This is a genomic window from Pseudooceanicola sp. NS-SX8 (assembly GCF_057380755.1).
Map to the genome: position 1 here is coordinate 3327771 of NZ_CM170819.1, position 15129 is coordinate 3342899.

At 68.9% G+C, this 15129-nt stretch carries 13 protein-coding genes; 7 read left to right on the forward strand and 6 right to left on the reverse strand.

From position 1 onward, the window contains the following. Nucleotides 1-115: 115 nt before the first annotated feature. The 4 genes from AC2IR1_RS15290 to AC2IR1_RS15305 form a co-directional block, all read right to left on the reverse strand. Entirely contained in the window at nt 116-1759 is a 1644-nt protein-coding gene (locus tag AC2IR1_RS15290) for an amino acid ABC transporter ATP-binding/permease protein (protein WP_486472831.1), read from the reverse strand. After that, nucleotides 1756-3588, reverse strand: a complete 1833-nt coding sequence (locus tag AC2IR1_RS15295) for an ABC transporter ATP-binding protein/permease (RefSeq protein ID WP_486476424.1) — start codon at nt 3586-3588, stop codon at nt 1756-1758. The genes AC2IR1_RS15290 and AC2IR1_RS15295 overlap by 4 nt, the downstream gene beginning before the upstream one ends. 51 nt (nt 3589-3639) lie before the next feature. After that, on the reverse strand, nt 3640-4455 hold the full coding sequence (locus tag AC2IR1_RS15300) for a Crp/Fnr family transcriptional regulator (RefSeq protein WP_486472832.1): 816 nt from the start codon (nt 4453-4455) through the stop codon (nt 3640-3642). Between the two features lie 115 nt (nt 4456-4570). Then, nucleotides 4571-5782, reverse strand: a complete 1212-nt coding sequence (locus tag AC2IR1_RS15305) for a TsoY family (seleno)protein (RefSeq protein WP_486472833.1) — start codon at nt 5780-5782, stop codon at nt 4571-4573. Between the two features lie 484 nt (nt 5783-6266). On the opposite strand from AC2IR1_RS15305, the gene pepT reads away from it, so the two are divergent. Next, nucleotides 6267-7505, forward strand: coding sequence for a peptidase T (gene pepT / locus AC2IR1_RS15310; protein WP_486472834.1), 1239 nt, complete (start codon nt 6267-6269; stop codon nt 7503-7505). A gap of 244 nt (nt 7506-7749) precedes the next feature. On the opposite strand, the gene AC2IR1_RS15315 is transcribed toward pepT, so the two are convergent. Further along, nucleotides 7750-8361, reverse strand: a complete 612-nt coding sequence (locus tag AC2IR1_RS15315; RefSeq protein ID WP_486472835.1) for a redoxin domain-containing protein — start codon at nt 8359-8361, stop codon at nt 7750-7752. A gap of 444 nt (nt 8362-8805) precedes the next feature. Then, a complete protein-coding gene (locus AC2IR1_RS15320) occupies nt 8806-9537 on the reverse strand; it encodes a Crp/Fnr family transcriptional regulator (RefSeq protein ID WP_486472836.1) in 732 nt (243 codons plus the stop codon). Between the two features lie 82 nt (nt 9538-9619). Between AC2IR1_RS15320 and AC2IR1_RS15325 the strand changes: the two genes are divergently transcribed. The 6 genes from AC2IR1_RS15325 (at nt 9620) to AC2IR1_RS15350 (ending at nt 15126) form a co-directional block, all read left to right on the forward strand. Continuing rightward, on the forward strand, nt 9620-10024 hold the full coding sequence (locus AC2IR1_RS15325) for a hypothetical protein (protein ID WP_486472837.1): 405 nt from the start codon (nt 9620-9622) through the stop codon (nt 10022-10024). Between the two features lie 212 nt (nt 10025-10236). Next, nucleotides 10237-11277, forward strand: a complete 1041-nt coding sequence (gene alr, locus AC2IR1_RS15330) for an alanine racemase (RefSeq protein ID WP_486472838.1) — start codon at nt 10237-10239, stop codon at nt 11275-11277. 2 nt (nt 11278-11279) lie between these two features. Next, entirely contained in the window at nt 11280-12074 is a 795-nt protein-coding gene (locus AC2IR1_RS15335; protein WP_486472839.1) for an MlaE family ABC transporter permease, read from the forward strand. After that, nucleotides 12071-12817, forward strand: coding sequence for an ABC transporter ATP-binding protein (locus AC2IR1_RS15340; protein ID WP_486472840.1), 747 nt, complete (start codon nt 12071-12073; stop codon nt 12815-12817). Before AC2IR1_RS15335 ends, AC2IR1_RS15340 begins: the two co-directional genes overlap by 4 nt. Nucleotides 12818-13125: 308 nt before the next feature. Next, nucleotides 13126-14493 (forward strand): DNA repair protein RadA, encoded by a 1368-nt coding sequence (gene radA / locus AC2IR1_RS15345; protein WP_486472841.1) that lies wholly within the window; start codon nt 13126-13128, stop codon nt 14491-14493. 69 nt (nt 14494-14562) lie between these two features. Next, complete coding sequence (locus tag AC2IR1_RS15350; protein WP_486472842.1) at nt 14563-15126, forward strand: CvpA family protein; 564 nt, start codon at nt 14563-14565, stop codon at nt 15124-15126. Nucleotides 15127-15129 lie beyond the last annotated feature (3 nt).

Below are 15129 nucleotides of genomic sequence, written 5' to 3' on the forward strand. Positions count from 1 at the left end.
CCCGGACATACCTCCCCAAGCATCCGGACCTATGTGACAAGATCACCGTTGAAGGTGACTTCATCACAACTGGTACTAATCAGACCTCGAGGATGCGTGTTTGCGCTAGGTCAAGTCACAGGGGCATTCTGGAAGAAAAAGTGAGTCGCTGCGTAAAGATTTCGTGATCTCCGCCGCGATGCAAGGTGGCCAATACGGCACAGTCCGGGAAAAGCTCCTTGATGTTTTTCAACACCTTGTCGGCCGTTTCGGAATCGAGCCCCTCGGTCGGTTCGTCCAGCAAAAGAAGGGACGGACGGCGCAACAGGCAGCGCGCCAGCGCCAGCCGGCGCCCCTGACCGCCCGAAAGTCCGGCCCCGCCCTCGCCCAGCTGGGCCTCCAGCCCGCCCCGTTCACGAACTTCGTGATCCAGCGCGACCGCCTCCAGCACCTGCCAGAGCGCCGCATCATCCGCCCCGGGCCGGGCCAGCGTCAGGTTGTCGCGGATGCTGCCCGCGATCAGCGCGGACCGCTGCGGCAACATGGTGACCACCTCCCTCAGGGCGGCTTCGTCCCAGTCGGCCGGGGACAGGCCCGCGATGGTGATCTGTCCCGGGGACGCCTCTGCGCCCTCGCTCAGAAGGCCCGCGATCCGCATCAGGAGGGTGGTCTTGCCGATGCCCGATGGCCCTTCCAGCGCCAGCGCCTCCCCCGGCGCCAGGGTGAACTGCAACCCGACCTCGGGCAGATCCACCGACAGCAGCGCAGCGCCCGCAGCGCCTTGGCCCCCGCCCCGTGTCGTCCCGCCCACGGGCGACGCCTCCGGGGCGACGCGGCCCGCCGCATCCATCATCCGGCCCAGTTCGGAAAAGCCGCGGCGCAGCGGATGCACCGTTTCGGCCAGCGCCAGCGCCACGAAGATCGCGATCGCGGCCTTCGCCGGATCCAGCGTGCCCGCGTCGACCGCCTGCGCGCCCATGACGAGCGCCCCGCCGACCGCCAGCGCCACCACCACGGCCAGGCCGAAGCCCGCCCGCCGCTCGGCCCGGTCCAGTACCGCCGATGCCGCACGCGCCCGGCCGTCGCCGGCCAGCAGCTCCGCCTCCGCGCCGGCCAGTTGCCCGGCCAGGATCAGCGCCTCGCGATCGCGGATCATGTCGATCATGCCCCGGCGCAGGGCCTGCGCCTCCCGCTCTCCCTCGCGCGATGGCACCATGGCCGCGCGGCCCAGCCGCCACAGCACCAGCGCCGCCAGCGGCAGGTAGAGCGCGGCCACCGCCTGCGCCACGGGCCAGCCCGCCAGCCATCCCAGCATGGCAAAGACGGCGGCATGGGTCACCAGCCCGGCAAAGACCGGCAGCGCCAGCCGCAGCATCACCCCGTCCAGCGCATCCACATCCGCCAGGATCCGCGTCAGCACCGCCTCGCTGCGCAGCTGCGCCAGCGCCCGGCCACCGGCCCGCGCCTGCCGGCGCAGCAGGTCCACCCGCAGGGCCGCCAGCGCCCGCAGCGTCGCGTCATGGGTCAGCACCCGCTCGCCATAGCGCGCGGCGGTGCGTCCAAGCGCCAGCAGCCGCACCCCGGCAGAGGGCTGGAACACGTTGAAGGCAATGCCGATCCCGGCCAGACCGGCCAGCCCGGTGGCGGTGATGAACCACCCCGACAGGCCCAGCAGGGCCACCCCCATCAGCAGCACCGTCACCGACAGGACCGCGCCCCGCGCCATCGCCTTAGGACTGGCGCGCAGGACAAGCTTCAGGACACGCAACAACGCCTTCATGCCTCACCCTCCGTGCTGACCGGCGCGATCTGCACCTGCCTGTCCATCGCTGCCGCCAGCGCCGGGTCATGGGTCGCCACGATCAGCGCCGCGCCCCGTGCCTTCAGCCCCAGAAGCGCGCGCGTCACCCGCGCCGCCGTCTCGGCATCCAGATCGGCGGTCGGTTCATCCGCCAGCACCAGGTCCGCGCCCTGCATGATCGCCCGGGCAATCATCAGCCGCCGCGCCTCCCCGCCGGAGACGCCGCCGCCGGTTTCCCCCAGCCGCGCCGCCAGGCCGCCGGGCAGACGCGTAACGATGCGATCCGCCTCCGCCGCCGCCAGCGCCGGGGCCGGGTCCTGCCCGCTGCCCTTGGGATCCAGCCACCGGCCCAGCTCGCTGTCGGGGAAATGCACCCGCTGCGGCACCAGCGCCAGCCGCGCCCGCCAGCCGTCGGCGCGCGCGGCGTCAAGCGGCTGGTCGCAGACCATCACCCCCCCCTCCAGCAGGGGGACCAACCCCGCGATGACCGACAGCGCGGTCGATTTGCCCGCGCCCGAAGGCCCCACCAGCGCCAGGCTTTCACCCGCCTCCAGCGACAGGTCCGGCAGCGCCAGCGCCCGCCCCGGCAGCGCGGCCACCGCGCCCCGCATCGACAGGCGCATCGCCCCCGGCAGCGGCGCGGCCTCCACGCCCTCGCCCAGCAGGCCGGTGCGCGGCGCCGCATCCATCTCCTCCAGCTCCGCCACGACGGAGACACCCGACGCCCGGTCGTGCCAGGCCGCCGCAAGGTCGCGCAGCGGCTGGAAATACTCCGGCGCCAGCAACAGCAGGAACAGCCCCTGGTAGAGGCTCAGCCCGCCGCCCCAGCTGCCCCAGTTGACCTCGCCCAGCAGGGTGAAGCCCACGAAGACCGCCACCATCGCCACGCCGATCGCCGCGAAAAGCTCCAGCACGGTAGAGGACAGGAAGGCGATGCGCAGCACCGCCATCGTCTTTTCCCGCAGCCTGTCGGCCCGGGTCTCGAAATCCTCGGCCGCCCGCGCCTCGGCGCCCAGCAGGCGGATGTCGGCCAGTGCGCCCAGCCGGTCCATCAGCATGGAATTCAGATCCCCGATCTCGTCCATCTGGCGGCGAGAGGCCTCCTCCGCCGCCATGCCCACCAGCGCCATGAACACCGGGATCAGCGGCCCCGCGACCAGCAGGACGATCCCCACGGCCCAGCTGAACCAGAAGGCGATGGCAAGGTAGATCAGCGGCAGGATAGAGGTCCGCAGCATGGCCACGTGATACCGGGTGATCCAGGGATGCAGCAGCGGCAGCTTCTGCACCGCCAGCGCCGCCACGGCCGCCGATCCCGCCGCGCCCGGCCGGCGCGCTTCCCGCCCGATCAGCCGCGCGCGTTCCCGCGCGATAGTGCTGTCCGCGGCGCGGTACAGGATCCCGCCCGACACCCGGTCCAGCAGCCCCCGCAGGATGCCCGTGGCAACAAAGATCGCGGCGGCCCAAAGACTGCGCTGCAGCCCTTCCACCCCGTCGACCCAGCCCGCCACGGCCCAGGCGATGGCGGCGGCCTGCACCGGCCAGAGCGCGCCCGAAAGCACCGAAAGGATGCCCGCACGGCGCAGCTCCGCCTTCACCGGGGTGATGATCCGGGCCTGCATGCGCGCCCGCGCGGCGCTGCGATCTGCCCTGGCCGATCCCGCGCCCGCGCCCGCCTCTTTCCGGGTCTCTGGCGGGGCCTCGGATGGGACCCCTGTCCGGGGGTGGGTCCCCCCCTGGGTTGCCCCTGAAACGGCATCGCGGATCCCGGCCTCTGCCGGCGTTCCTGTGGCCACGGCGTCGTGCATGTTCAACGGCCCTTCCTGCCCGACCGGGCGCTCTGGGCCGCTCCGGCGTCGTCACTTTCCTGCCCCGGCGTCCTGTGGGCGCCTGCGGCCGGAACGGTCCCGCCCCTCCGGCATCCCGTCCCAGGCCGTCTCGCCCCAGACCGCCTGCCCCCTGGCAAGCCGCGACAGGGCCGCGGCGCCGGTCACCCGGATGCGCCCACGCCCCTGTTCGATCCAGCCCCGGTTGGCAAAGTCCTTCAACCGGCGGGAAATCACCTCTCGCGCGGTCACCAGATCGGCTGCCATGGCCTGGTGCGTCGTCTCTACCGCACCTGCGGCGGCGTTTTCCAGCAACCATTCCGCGATCCGCTGGTCCATCCGTTGCGCGGCACTTCCCGCAACCCGCTGGAAGAACCAGGGCAAACGCCTTGCATGCTGGGCGAAAAGCGCCTTGCGAAAGGCCGCATCCTCCGCCACCAGGCGACGGAAGGCCGCAGGCTCCAGCTCCAGCCAGCGAGTCCGTTCCAGGCACTGCGCCGTCACCGAAAGCCCGGTCCCCGACAGGATCGCGGCGGTCACCGGCATGCAGTCCTGCCCGGCGCTGGCCCGGCATTCCGCCATGGGAACCGTCCGGTTGCGCGTCTGGAAGCGCACCGAAACGCGCCCCGACTGCAACAGCACGAAGGCCCGCGGCGGCCCGTGCCAGCGAAAGGCGGTCGCGCCCGCAGCCGCCTCCCGCGGGCGGCCGCCCGCGCCTCGCACCGCCTGCTCCAAAGCGATCCGCGCGATCTCGTCCGGGGTCCCGGGGCATCCGCGCCCCAAACCACTCTCCGAACCGCTCTCCGGTTCACCCCGGGGGCCTCCGCCTGCGTCGATACCGATAGTCATGCTCTTGTCCTCCTCTGCCCTGCCCGGGCACGAAGAACCCCGCCCGGGATACCCCGGGCAGGGTCTGGCCAACACCGTGCCGGATCCCGTCACCGGGCCCTCATTCACCGGGCCCTCATTCGGCCGCGATCCGTGCGCCCTGGCGGGCCGGCATGAAGTGGCGGCGGTTCAGCACCAGCATCAGCACGATCATCGACAGCTGCAGGGCCAGGGCCACGCCCGTCAGCGCCCAGTAGGCCGTGCCGAACTTGGCAATCAGGCCGACCGCGACCAGCCCCTTGTTGATCCAGAAGTGCATCATCACCGACAGGGCGACACCGGGGCAGATCAGGGCATAGGACCCGACAGAGGTCTCATGTCCGCTGACGAAGCGCTTCAGGTAGCCCGTGGCGCGCAGCACGACCAGCCCGAACAGGCCGAAGGCCACCTGCACCGACAGCAGCCGCGTCAGCATCACCAGCATGTCGGCACCCGAGGTATGGGCGTCAAAGGCCACGTGCAGCCCGTGGGACTGGCGGACCAGCAGGATGCCCAGCACGGTGATCATCGGCACGACGATCAGCAGGGTCGGCGCCTGTTCGACGGCCACGCCATGTTCCAGCATGGCCCGCACGCCCAGGATCAGCTTGATGGTGCCATAGACGACGGCAACCACCAGGAAGAAGGTCGACAGCACGATCGAAACGCCCGTGGTCACGGCATTGACGCTCATCGCACCGGGGGCCGACAGGCCGACACCGACCATGGCGAGGGCGAAGGCGGGCAGCAGCTGCGCCAGGGAGTTGTTCTTGGTGCAGTCGAAGCCGCCAGACCCGATGACGCGGGCCACGAACCGGCCGATCTGGCGCAGGGCCATCACGCCCACGGCCAGGAAGGCCAGCATGGCAACCGGGAAGAGGTATTCAACCACGCCCCAGAGCCCAGGCACGAAGACCAGGCCAAGGATGAACATCGCGTTGATCGACATGGCCAGCGCCAGCGGCAGCGCGGTCATCTGGGTCTGCGCATTGGACATGTGCAGCGCCGCGCCATGTTCGGAGGCCAGGAAGGGCCCGGTGCGCCGCAGGTTCCAGACCAGCAGGTACAGGTTCATGGCCGAAAAGACCGCGATCCCCGCCATGGCGATCCAGATCGCGGCGGAAAACAGCGGGCCCGCCGTGGCCAGGGCCGCGGTGATGTCCTCGAAGACCGGCACGGGCTGGCCCGGGTGCTTCACCCAGAACATCAGGTACATGAAGAAGGTGACGGCCAGGCCGCCGGCGCCCACGGACGCTAGGTAATAGAGCGGGGACCATTGGTCCGCCGGACGGGAAGCTTGGGGTTTCATAGGGTCCTCCGTTGAACTGTGTTTGCTCTCTGCCCCAAGGCTACGCCGCCCGCGCCCGCGCTTCAGTGACATGGTCACCCTCGCCCTGACGACCCCGCAACCCACTGACAAAAAATACAAAACCCCTCCCGCATCCCCGGCCACACCGCCCTCCCTCCGCCTGCGCCCCATCCGCCGCGCCCGTGCCCTGCCACCCGCCTCCCCTCGCCCGTCGAATCGCCGCCCCCGCCATCCGCTCCCCCGCCCTTCCCATTTTTTGGCCCCAAATATCCTGGGGGGAGCCTCCGGCACGGAGGCGGGGGGCAAAGCCCCCCTTCCCTGTTTCAATGTCGCCCTCCGGCGACGGGGGGCAAAGCCCCCCTTCCCTTCTCATAAGGTCGCCCTCCGGCGACGGGGCGCAAAGCCCCCAACCCGCCCCCCTAGGCGGCACCCTTGACACTCCCGCGCCGCGGCCTTTCCCTCTGGGCAACAAAAGGAGTCTCCCATGTCCGCCACCTTCGGCCCCGAACTCGAAGATCGCCTGGTCCGCTACTGCGCCATCGACAGCCAGTCCGACGCGCTGTCCCCCACCTCGCCCAGCACCGAATGCCAGTGGGACATGATCCGCCTGCTGGAAGCGGAGCTGAAGGAGATCGGCGCAAGGGACGTCACCGTCACCGACTACGGCGCCGTGCTGGCCACCGTGCCCGGCACCGCCGCCGGGCCCACCGTCGGCTTCTGCGCCCATTTCGACACCGCGCCGCAATACAACGCCACCGGCGTCAAGCCGCGGGTCATCCGGGGCTACAACGGCGGCGACATCACCTTCCCCGATGCGCCCGAACTGGTGCTTTCGCCCAAGGACTTCCCTTACCTCGGCGAAAAGCAGGGCCACGACATCGTCACCGCCTCGGGCGCGACGCTTCTGGGCGCCGACGACAAGGCGGGCATCGCCATCATCATGGCGGCGGCGAAACACATGATAGACAACCCCGAAATCCCCCATCCCCCGATCCGCATCGCCTTCACCCCGGACGAGGAAATCGGCCGCGGCGTGGACAAGCGCCTGCCCGCCGATTTCGCCTGCGACTTCGCCTATACCTACGACGGTGCCGAAGTGGGCGAAGTGGTCTATGAAACCTTCTCCGCCGACATCGCCCATGTCACCGTGACCGGCGTGTCGATCCACCCCGGCTCCGCCACCGGCAAGCTGGTCTCGGCCATCCACCTGGCCTCCAAGATCACCCAGGCGCTGCCGGCCCACACCATGACGCCCGACACCACCAGCGGCTACGAAGGCTTCATCCACTGCACCGACATGACCGGCGACGCGGCAGAGATGAAGCTGACCTTCATCCTGCGCGACTTCGAACGCGACGGCCTGGCCCAGAAGGGAGAGATCCTGACGAAGGTCTGCGAAGCGGTGGCCGCCACCGAACCCCGCGCCACGGTGACCTGCGAGATTACCGAACAGTACCGCAACATGTACTACTGGCTGGAGAAGGACATGACGCCGGTCGAACTGGCCCGCGACGCGGCCCGCGCCATCGGGGTCGAACCGATCGCCCGGCCCATCCGCGGCGGCACCGACGGCTCCCGCCTGACCGAACTGGGCGTGCCCACGCCCAACCTCTTCACCGGGATGCAATGCATCCACGGGCCGCTGGAATGGGTCTCGGTGCAGGACATGACCAAGGCGACGGAACTGATGCTGCAGATCGCACAGAAATCCGCGACCGCCTGATCGCCCGGGTCCCCAAGTGCCAGAGCCGCTGCCAGAGCCTGTGCCCGGGGACGCAGGAAAGGCCCAAACGAAAAGGCGCGCCCCCGGCGCGCCTTTCTCGTGTCCCTTTTCCCGATGCCCCGCGTCTCCCCCCTCCGGCCCATCCCCGAGCCTTCACGACAAGACCTGCCCGACAAGACTTGCCCGACAAGACCGGCATCCTCACCCGTACCAGTAAGGGCGCCACTGCGCCGCCGACGGGCCTTCAGTAGCGGGCGCGCATCGCGTCGTAATATTCCCGCGCCGCATCCAGCGTCCGCAGCGTCTCGTCCAGGGACCGGCTGATGAACAGCGGATATTCGAAGAGCATGCTGACCTTCAGTTCCGGGCTGATGATGATCGTCTTGCGGATGGCGGAATTGTCCTCGGCCAGCGGGTGGATCATGCCGAAGGTGCCGGTCAGCACCCCGTCCGGGTCAGAGATCACGGGGAAGGTCACCCGGCGGCCCGTCTCCTGTCGGATCTGTTCCAGCCAGATGTGCAGTTCCGGGATCGGGTTGCGGGCGATGCCCACGACGCGCACGCCCTCACGTTTCAGGTCCTCGTAGACCCGCGCCACCGCGGCCAGCTCCTGTGTGCAGGTTTCCGAAAAGGCATCCGCAATGCTGAAGAACAGCGTCCAGTGACCGGAAACATGGGGGTGGAAGGTCATCTGGCCGGTCGTCGACTCGGCAGAGAAGTTGGGGAAGTACTCCCCGATGCTCGGCGTCCACTTCGCCCGCTTGCGGTAGGTCGTTGGCACTTCAACCCAGGTCTGCGGCCCCGTTTCCATCGGCTGCGCCTGCTGCGATCCGGCCTGCGGCCCCGGTTTCGGCATGGACAGGGCCGCCGATGGCTTCCCCGCAGCTTGTCCCGGCGTGATCCGTCGCGGCTTTACCCCGCCCGAGGGCGCACGCATGAAATTCTTTAACATCGTCTACCTTACCCCTGCGGCCCACACTTGACCGCTCCTTGACACGCCCCGGTTCTACTCGCGCGTAAGGGCCTAATTTGGGGCAAATTGTGGTAACTATTCGGCTGCGCCCCATATCGCCGCCCCGGATTGCCATCCCTCCGAAGGGCCGAAAAAGGGCGGAAAAGGTAACGAAAAAGATACGAAAAAGACCCGGCAAGCGCCCGCCCTGCCGCGCAATCGCGGGATGGATCGCGACCGCCACCCGGGCCTGTCCCAACCATTGCCGGGCCAGTACCCGTCCGTATCCCCGCCCATTCCCGTCCCATTTCCGTCGCATTCCCGGCCCCTGCCGGGGCGACCGGCAGATCAGATCAGCGGCCGCAGGTCGGGATTCGCCGTCGGATCCAGTTGCGCCAGCTCCGCCAGCGCCACCCGGTCCAGCACCTTCAGGCGGCCGCGCTTCCATTCCGCCAGGCCCTGCTGGCGCAACTTCTGCAGGGTCTTGTTGGTATGGACCAGCGACAGGCCCAGCGCATCCGCCAGGTCCTGCTGGCGATAGGGCAGATCCATCGCGCCCCCCTGCGCCAGGCCCAGCGCCGCCGCCCTGTCATGCAGCCGCACGAAGGCCCGCGCCACCCGCTCCGCACCGCTCATCTGGCCCAGCACCGCCAGGCTCTCGCCCAGAACGCGTTCCTCCACCGCCGACAGCCATGTCAGATCATAAGCCCGCCCCGGGTGATCCCGGAACAGCGACCAAAGCGCCTCGCGGTTGAAAACGCACAGTTTCATACGGCTCGATGCCTCCACCGAATGGTGCATTTCCCGCATCACCCCGGCCTGCAGGCCGATGAAGTCCCCCGGCATGACAAAGTTGATCACCTGCCGCTCACCGCTTTCCAGCGTCTTGTAGCGCAGGCCCATTCCCTCCAGCGCGGTATAAAGATGGGGGCTATTCGATCCCTCCAGCATCAGCTGCCCGCCCGGATCCACGATCAGCTCCCCCGTCTTGAACCGGGACATGAACTCCACCTCGCTTTCGCTCAGCGGGTCGAAGATCGCGTGCTTGCGCAGCGGACAATTGCCGCATTCGGTGGGCATCGGAACATTCCTCTCCAGATATGTCACAGTTTAATGCGCCATCGCCCGATTTGTTCCAGACGGGGCGGCATGGAGTCCCGCAATGTCCCCCGCTGACACCCCTTTCGATCCCCCACCCGAACCGACACCCCAGGCCTCACCTCAGGCGCCGGTCTACCTTGTCCTGGAAAGCGACATGCTGATCGCCACCGACCTGGCCGACGGGCTGCAAAGCGCAGGCCCCTGTCACGTGCGGCAGATCACCCATCCCGGGGAGCTCGCCGCCGCGATCCAGGCAGAGGTCTCCATCGCGGCCGTGATCCTTGAGATGACCCAGGCGCAGCTGCTCGCGGCAGAGCTGGAGCCCGTGCTCCTTGCCCGCCGGGCCCGCATCATCCTGACCCGGGGGGAGGCCGATCACGACGCCGTGCTGGCGCGCGGCTGGTTCATGCTGACCCGTCCCTTCACGGATGACATGATCCGCCGCCTGCTGCCGCCACCCGCCTGATCCCGGCCAGAAACATCCCGGCCAGAAACATCCCAGCCAGAAACCGGCCGAAATCCGGCCTCTATCCCGCTCTCTGCGCCCTGAACCGGCCGCCCGGGCGGAAGCGCCCGTTCCGGTCCCGGCTGGTCCAGCCGCCGGCGACGGTCTGGTCCAGCATGCGATCGGGTCCATTTCCCCTTGCGCTTGGCGCGCGGCGGGATCAAGAAACCCCCATGACCACCTCTCGCCTGACCATCGACCTCGCCGCGCTTCGTGCCAACTGGCGCGCGCTCGACGCCCTGTCCGGCCCCGACGTCGAGTCGGGCGCCGTCGTGAAAGCCAACGGATACGGCCTCGGCGCCGCGCCCGTTTCCACCGCCCTCGCCCAGGCCGGTGCCCGCACCTTCTTCGTCGCCGCAGCAGAAGAAGGCGTGGCCGTCCGCGCAGCCCTCGGGCCGGGGCCGCGCATCAACGTCTTCGCGGGCCACATGGAAGGCGACACCGCCCTCCTGCGCGATGCGCAGCTGACGCCGATGCTCAACTCCGCCGAACAGTTCCGCCGCCACCGCGACGCGCTGCCCGACGCCGATTTCGGCATCCAGCTCGACAGCGGCATGAACCGCCTCGGCCTCGAACCCGCCGACTGGGCCGCCCTGCGCGACGAAGCCCTGCCGCTGGGTCCGAAGCTGGTGATGTCGCACCTCGCCTGTGCCGACGAACCCGACCACCCGATGAACCTGCAGCAGCTCACCGCCTTCCGCGAGATGACGGAGGGTGTCGATGCGCCTAAATCCCTCTCCGCCACCGGCGGCATCCTGCTGGGCCGCGACTACCACTTCGACGTGGTGCGCCCCGGCTGCGGCATGTACGGCGGCCTGCCCTACGAAGAGGCGCAGCCGGTCGTCTACCTCGACCTGCCGGTGATCCAGACCCGCCACATCCCGGCGGGCGAATCCGTGGGCTACGGCAATGCCTTCATCGCCCAGCGCCCCACCACCATCGCCACCGTCGCCGCCGGCTATGCCGACGGGCTGCACCGGCTGATGGCCCCGGGCACCATGCTCTACGCCGGCGACACCGCCTGCCCGCTGGTCGGCCGCATCTCGATGGACCTGATCACCGTCGACGTCACCGACCTGGCAGAGGTCCCCGACAGCCTCTCCCTGCTGAACGAGGTGCAGGGCATCGACACGCTGGCCGCCAACGAAGGCACCATCGGCTACGAGATCCTGACCTCCCTGGGCGGCCGCTACGCGCGCCGTTTCACCGGCTGATCATGGCAGGCGCCTCCCTCCCCGCCCGCCTGCTCGCCGGGATCGGAGGCGCAGCCCTCGGCTTCCTGGCCCTCGTCGGCCGGGTCACCCTCTTTGCCCTCGGCTTCTTCCGTCACCTGCTGACCCCGCCCTTCTACGGGCGGGAGATGCTCCATGCGTTCGGCTCCATCGGCTGGCTGTCGCTGCCCGTTGTCGGGCTGACGGCCTTCTTCACCGGCGGCGCCCTGGCGCTGCAGATCTACGCCGGCGGCTCCCGCTTCGACGCCCAGGCCGTGGTCCCGCAGATCGTGGCGCTCGGCATGGTGCGCGAACTGGGGCCGGTGCTGGTGGGCCTGATGATCGCCGCCCGCGTCACCTCCTCCATCGCCGCCGAAATCGCGACGATGAAGGTGACCGAACAGATCGACGCCCTCGTCACCCTGTCGACCCACCCGATGAAATACCTCACCGTGCCCCGCGTGCTGGCCGGCATCGTCACCGTGCCGCTGCTGGTGGGCCTGGGCGACGTGATCGGCATCTTCGGCGGCTTCACCGTCGGCGTACATTCCCTGGGCTTCGGCCCCGCGGTCTACATCCGCAACACCTGGGACTTCATCGAACCGCTCGACGTGATCTCCTCCCTCGTCAAGGGCGTGGCCTTCGGCTTCATCGCCACCCTGATGGGCTGCTACTCCGGCATGAACTCCGGCCGCGGCGCCCAGGGCGTCGGCCGCGCCACCAAGAACTCGGTGCAGGCCGCCTCGATCCTGATCCTCACCGCCAACTTCCTCCTGACGGGAGCCTTCTTCTCGGTATGATAGAGCTGCACTCAGTCACCAAGAGCTTCGGCCCCCACCAGGTGCTCGCCGGCGTCGACCTCACCGTGCCCACCGGCACCTCGACGGTGATCATCGGCGGGTCGGGCACCGGCAAGTCGGTGCTGCTCAAATGCATCCTCGGACTGGAAAAGGCCGACGGCGGGCAGATCCTGGTGGATGGAGAGGACGCCATGCGGGGCGACCGCGACGCCTTCCTTGCCCGCTTCGGCATGCTCTTCCAGGGCGCCGCCCTCTTCGACTCTCTCCCCGTCTGGCAGAACGTCGCCTTCCGTCTGCTGCGCGGCTCGCTCAAGCGCCCCCGGGCCGAGGCGAAGGAGATCGCGGTGGAGAAACTCCGCCGCGTCGGCCTGACCCCCGACGTGGCCGACAAGCTGCCGGCAGAGCTGTCGGGCGGCATGCAGAAACGCGTGGGCCTGGCCCGTGCCATCGCCGCCGATCCGCAGATCATCTTCTTCGACGAACCGACGACCGGGCTCGACCCGATCATGTCCGGCGTGATCAACGACCTGATCCGGGAAATCGTGACCGAGATGGGCGCCACCGCGCTGACCATCACCCACGACATGACCTCCGTCCGCGCCATCGCGGACGAGGTCGCCATGCTCCACGGCGGCAAGGTCCGCTGGACCGGGCCGGTGGCGCAGATGGACAGCTCCGGCGATCCTTACGTCGACCAGTTCATCAACGGCCGCGCCGAAGGCCCGATCGAAGCCGTGCGCTGATCACTGGGGGCTCCGTCCCCCCGTCTCCGTGCCGGAGACTCCCCCCGGAGGCGATCGGCCCCAGACCGATCCCCACCGCGCGCGCCGTTAACCCGGGCCCCTCCGGCGATGCCGCACCGCCGCGATACCGACGCAATACCGACGTGATACCGACGTTGCGATTTCGCCCCGAAAGCCCTGTTAACCCGGGGTTTCCGCCACGATTCGCCGCACTGCAGTACCGACGTGGGGTTCGGCGCGTTCACTTTCCGTTCACGGATCACCCGGATGCCCTTGCCCGGACGCCCCGGCTCGGGCATCACTTGCCCATGGCAAAACCGATCACCACCTTCTCCTGCGCCGAATGCGGTGCCTCCTTTCCCAAGTGGTCCGGCCGCTGCGAAGCCTGCGGCGCCTGGAACTCCATCACGGAAGACGTGCCCCTTTCCGCCGGCCCCTCCGGCAAGACGCTGGGCGCGGCCCGGGGCAAGCGCGTCGCGCTCTCGGATCTTTCCGCGAAGGAAGTGCCCCCGCCCCGCACCTCTTCGGGGATGGAGGAGCTGGACCGCGTCCTGGGCGGCGGCCTCGTGCCCGCCTCGGCCGTGCTGGTGGGCGGCGACCCGGGCATCGGCAAGTCCACCCTGCTCCTGCAGGCCGCCGCAGCCTTTGCCTCCAGGGGTTTGAAAACCTTCTACATTTCCGGCGAAGAGGCCTCCGCCCAAGTGCGCATGCGCGCCTCCCGCCTCGGCCTGCAGGAGGCCCCGGTGCAGCTGGGCGCCGACACCTCGCTGCGTGACATCCTGACCACCCTGGACGAGGAACGCCCCGACCTGGTGGTGATCGACTCGATCCAGACCATGTGGTCCGACCAGGTCGACAGCGCCCCCGGCTCCGTCTCCCAGGTCCGTGCCGCAGCGCATGAGCTGACGACCTTCGCCAAGCGGCGGGGCGCCGCCGTCATCCTCGTGGGCCATGTCACCAAGGAAGGCCAGATCGCCGGCCCCCGGGTGGTCGAACACATGGTCGATACCGTGCTTTATTTCGAGGGCGAGCGCGGCCATCAGTTCCGCATCCTGCGCGCGGTGAAGAACCGCTTTGGCCCCGCGGATGAGATCGGCGTCTTCGAGATGACCGGCGGCGGCCTCAGCGAGGTCACCAACCCCTCCGCCCTCTTCATGGGGGAGCGGGGCCAGCCCACCCCGGGCTCCGTCGTCTTTGCCGGGATCGAGGGCACGCGCCCGGTTCTCGTGGAAATTCAGGCGCTTGTGGCGCCCTCTCCGCACAGCCAGGCGCGCCGCGCCACGGTGGGCTGGGACGGTGGCCGACTCGCCACCATCCTCGCCGTGCTGGAGGCACGCTGCGGCATCCCCTTTGCCGGGCTCGATGTCTACCTCAACGTGGCCGGCGGCATGAAGGTCTCCGAACCCGCCGCCGACCTCGCCGTCGCCGCCGCGCTGCTTTCCGCCCGGGAGGACAACGCCCTGCCCGCCGACTGCGTTGTTTTTGGCGAGATTTCTCTCTCCGGGGCCCTCCGACCGGTGGGTCAGACGGAAAACAGGTTGAAAGAGGCGGCGAAACTTGGTTTCTCGTCCGCGATTGCCCCCTCCGGCGGGAAACCCGGCGGCGACCAGGGGCTGAAGCTGCTCCGCATGGCGGATCTGACCAGCTTCGTCGGAGAGATATTCGGCGCCGGATGAGGCGTACAACCCCCGGGAAAGACTGGCGAAAGCCGGCACCCGCGGAACACAAGGCGGGGATGCGAGCGCATGGAAGGTTTTACTCTGGTCGACGGAATCGTCGCGGCGGTCATCCTGATCTCTGCCATCCTGGCCTACTCCCGCGGCTTCGTCCGCGAATGCCTGGCCATCGTCGGCTGGATCCTGGCCGCGGTCGTGGCCTTCATCTTCGCCCCGAACCTGCAGCCGCTGGTGAAGGAAATCCCGGTGCTCGGCGACTACCTCGCCGACAGCTGCGAACTGGCCATCATCGCCTCCTTCGGGGTGCTCTTCGCCATTGCCCTGGCCATTGCTTCGCTTTTCACCCCGGCCTTCGCCTCGGTGGTGCAGCGCTCGGTGCTGGGCGGCATCGACCAGGCGGCGGGCTTCCTCTTCGGCATCGCCCGCGGCGTCCTGCTCGTGGCCATCGCCTTCTTCATCTACAAGACCATGCTGACCAGCCAGCCGGTCCCCTCGGTCGACAATTCCCGCTCTGCCGCCGTTTTCGCCAAGCTCACCGACAAGATCGAGAACGAGGATCCGGAACGCGCACTGGGCTGGATCACCACCAAATATGAAGAGCTGGCAGCGGTTTGCACCGCCTCCGACAGCTGATCA

Coding starts and splice junctions, on each gene's coding strand:
- AC2IR1_RS15340 (WP_486472840.1), top strand. CDS start 12,071: ATGATAGAGCTGCACTCAGTCACCAAGAGCTTCGGCCCCCACCAGGTG.
- AC2IR1_RS15295 (WP_486476424.1), bottom strand. CDS start 3,588: ATGCACGACGCCGTGGCCACAGGAACGCCGGCAGAGGCCGGGATCCGC.
- pepT (WP_486472834.1), top strand. CDS start 6,267: ATGTCCGCCACCTTCGGCCCCGAACTCGAAGATCGCCTGGTCCGCTAC.
- AC2IR1_RS15300 (WP_486472832.1), bottom strand. CDS start 4,455: ATGACTATCGGTATCGACGCAGGCGGAGGCCCCCGGGGTGAACCGGAG.
- AC2IR1_RS15350 (WP_486472842.1), top strand. CDS start 14,563: ATGGAAGGTTTTACTCTGGTCGACGGAATCGTCGCGGCGGTCATCCTG.
- AC2IR1_RS15305 (WP_486472833.1), bottom strand. CDS start 5,782: ATGAAACCCCAAGCTTCCCGTCCGGCGGACCAATGGTCCCCGCTCTAT.
- radA (WP_486472841.1), top strand. CDS start 13,126: ATGGCAAAACCGATCACCACCTTCTCCTGCGCCGAATGCGGTGCCTCC.
- AC2IR1_RS15315 (WP_486472835.1), bottom strand. CDS start 8,361: ATGCCGAAACCGGGGCCGCAGGCCGGATCGCAGCAGGCGCAGCCGATG.
- AC2IR1_RS15335 (WP_486472839.1), top strand. CDS start 11,280: ATGGCAGGCGCCTCCCTCCCCGCCCGCCTGCTCGCCGGGATCGGAGGC.
- AC2IR1_RS15325 (WP_486472837.1), top strand. CDS start 9,620: ATGTCCCCCGCTGACACCCCTTTCGATCCCCCACCCGAACCGACACCC.
- AC2IR1_RS15320 (WP_486472836.1), bottom strand. CDS start 9,537: ATGCCCACCGAATGCGGCAATTGTCCGCTGCGCAAGCACGCGATCTTC.
- alr (WP_486472838.1), top strand. CDS start 10,237: ATGACCACCTCTCGCCTGACCATCGACCTCGCCGCGCTTCGTGCCAAC.
- AC2IR1_RS15290 (WP_486472831.1), bottom strand. CDS start 1,759: ATGAAGGCGTTGTTGCGTGTCCTGAAGCTTGTCCTGCGCGCCAGTCCT.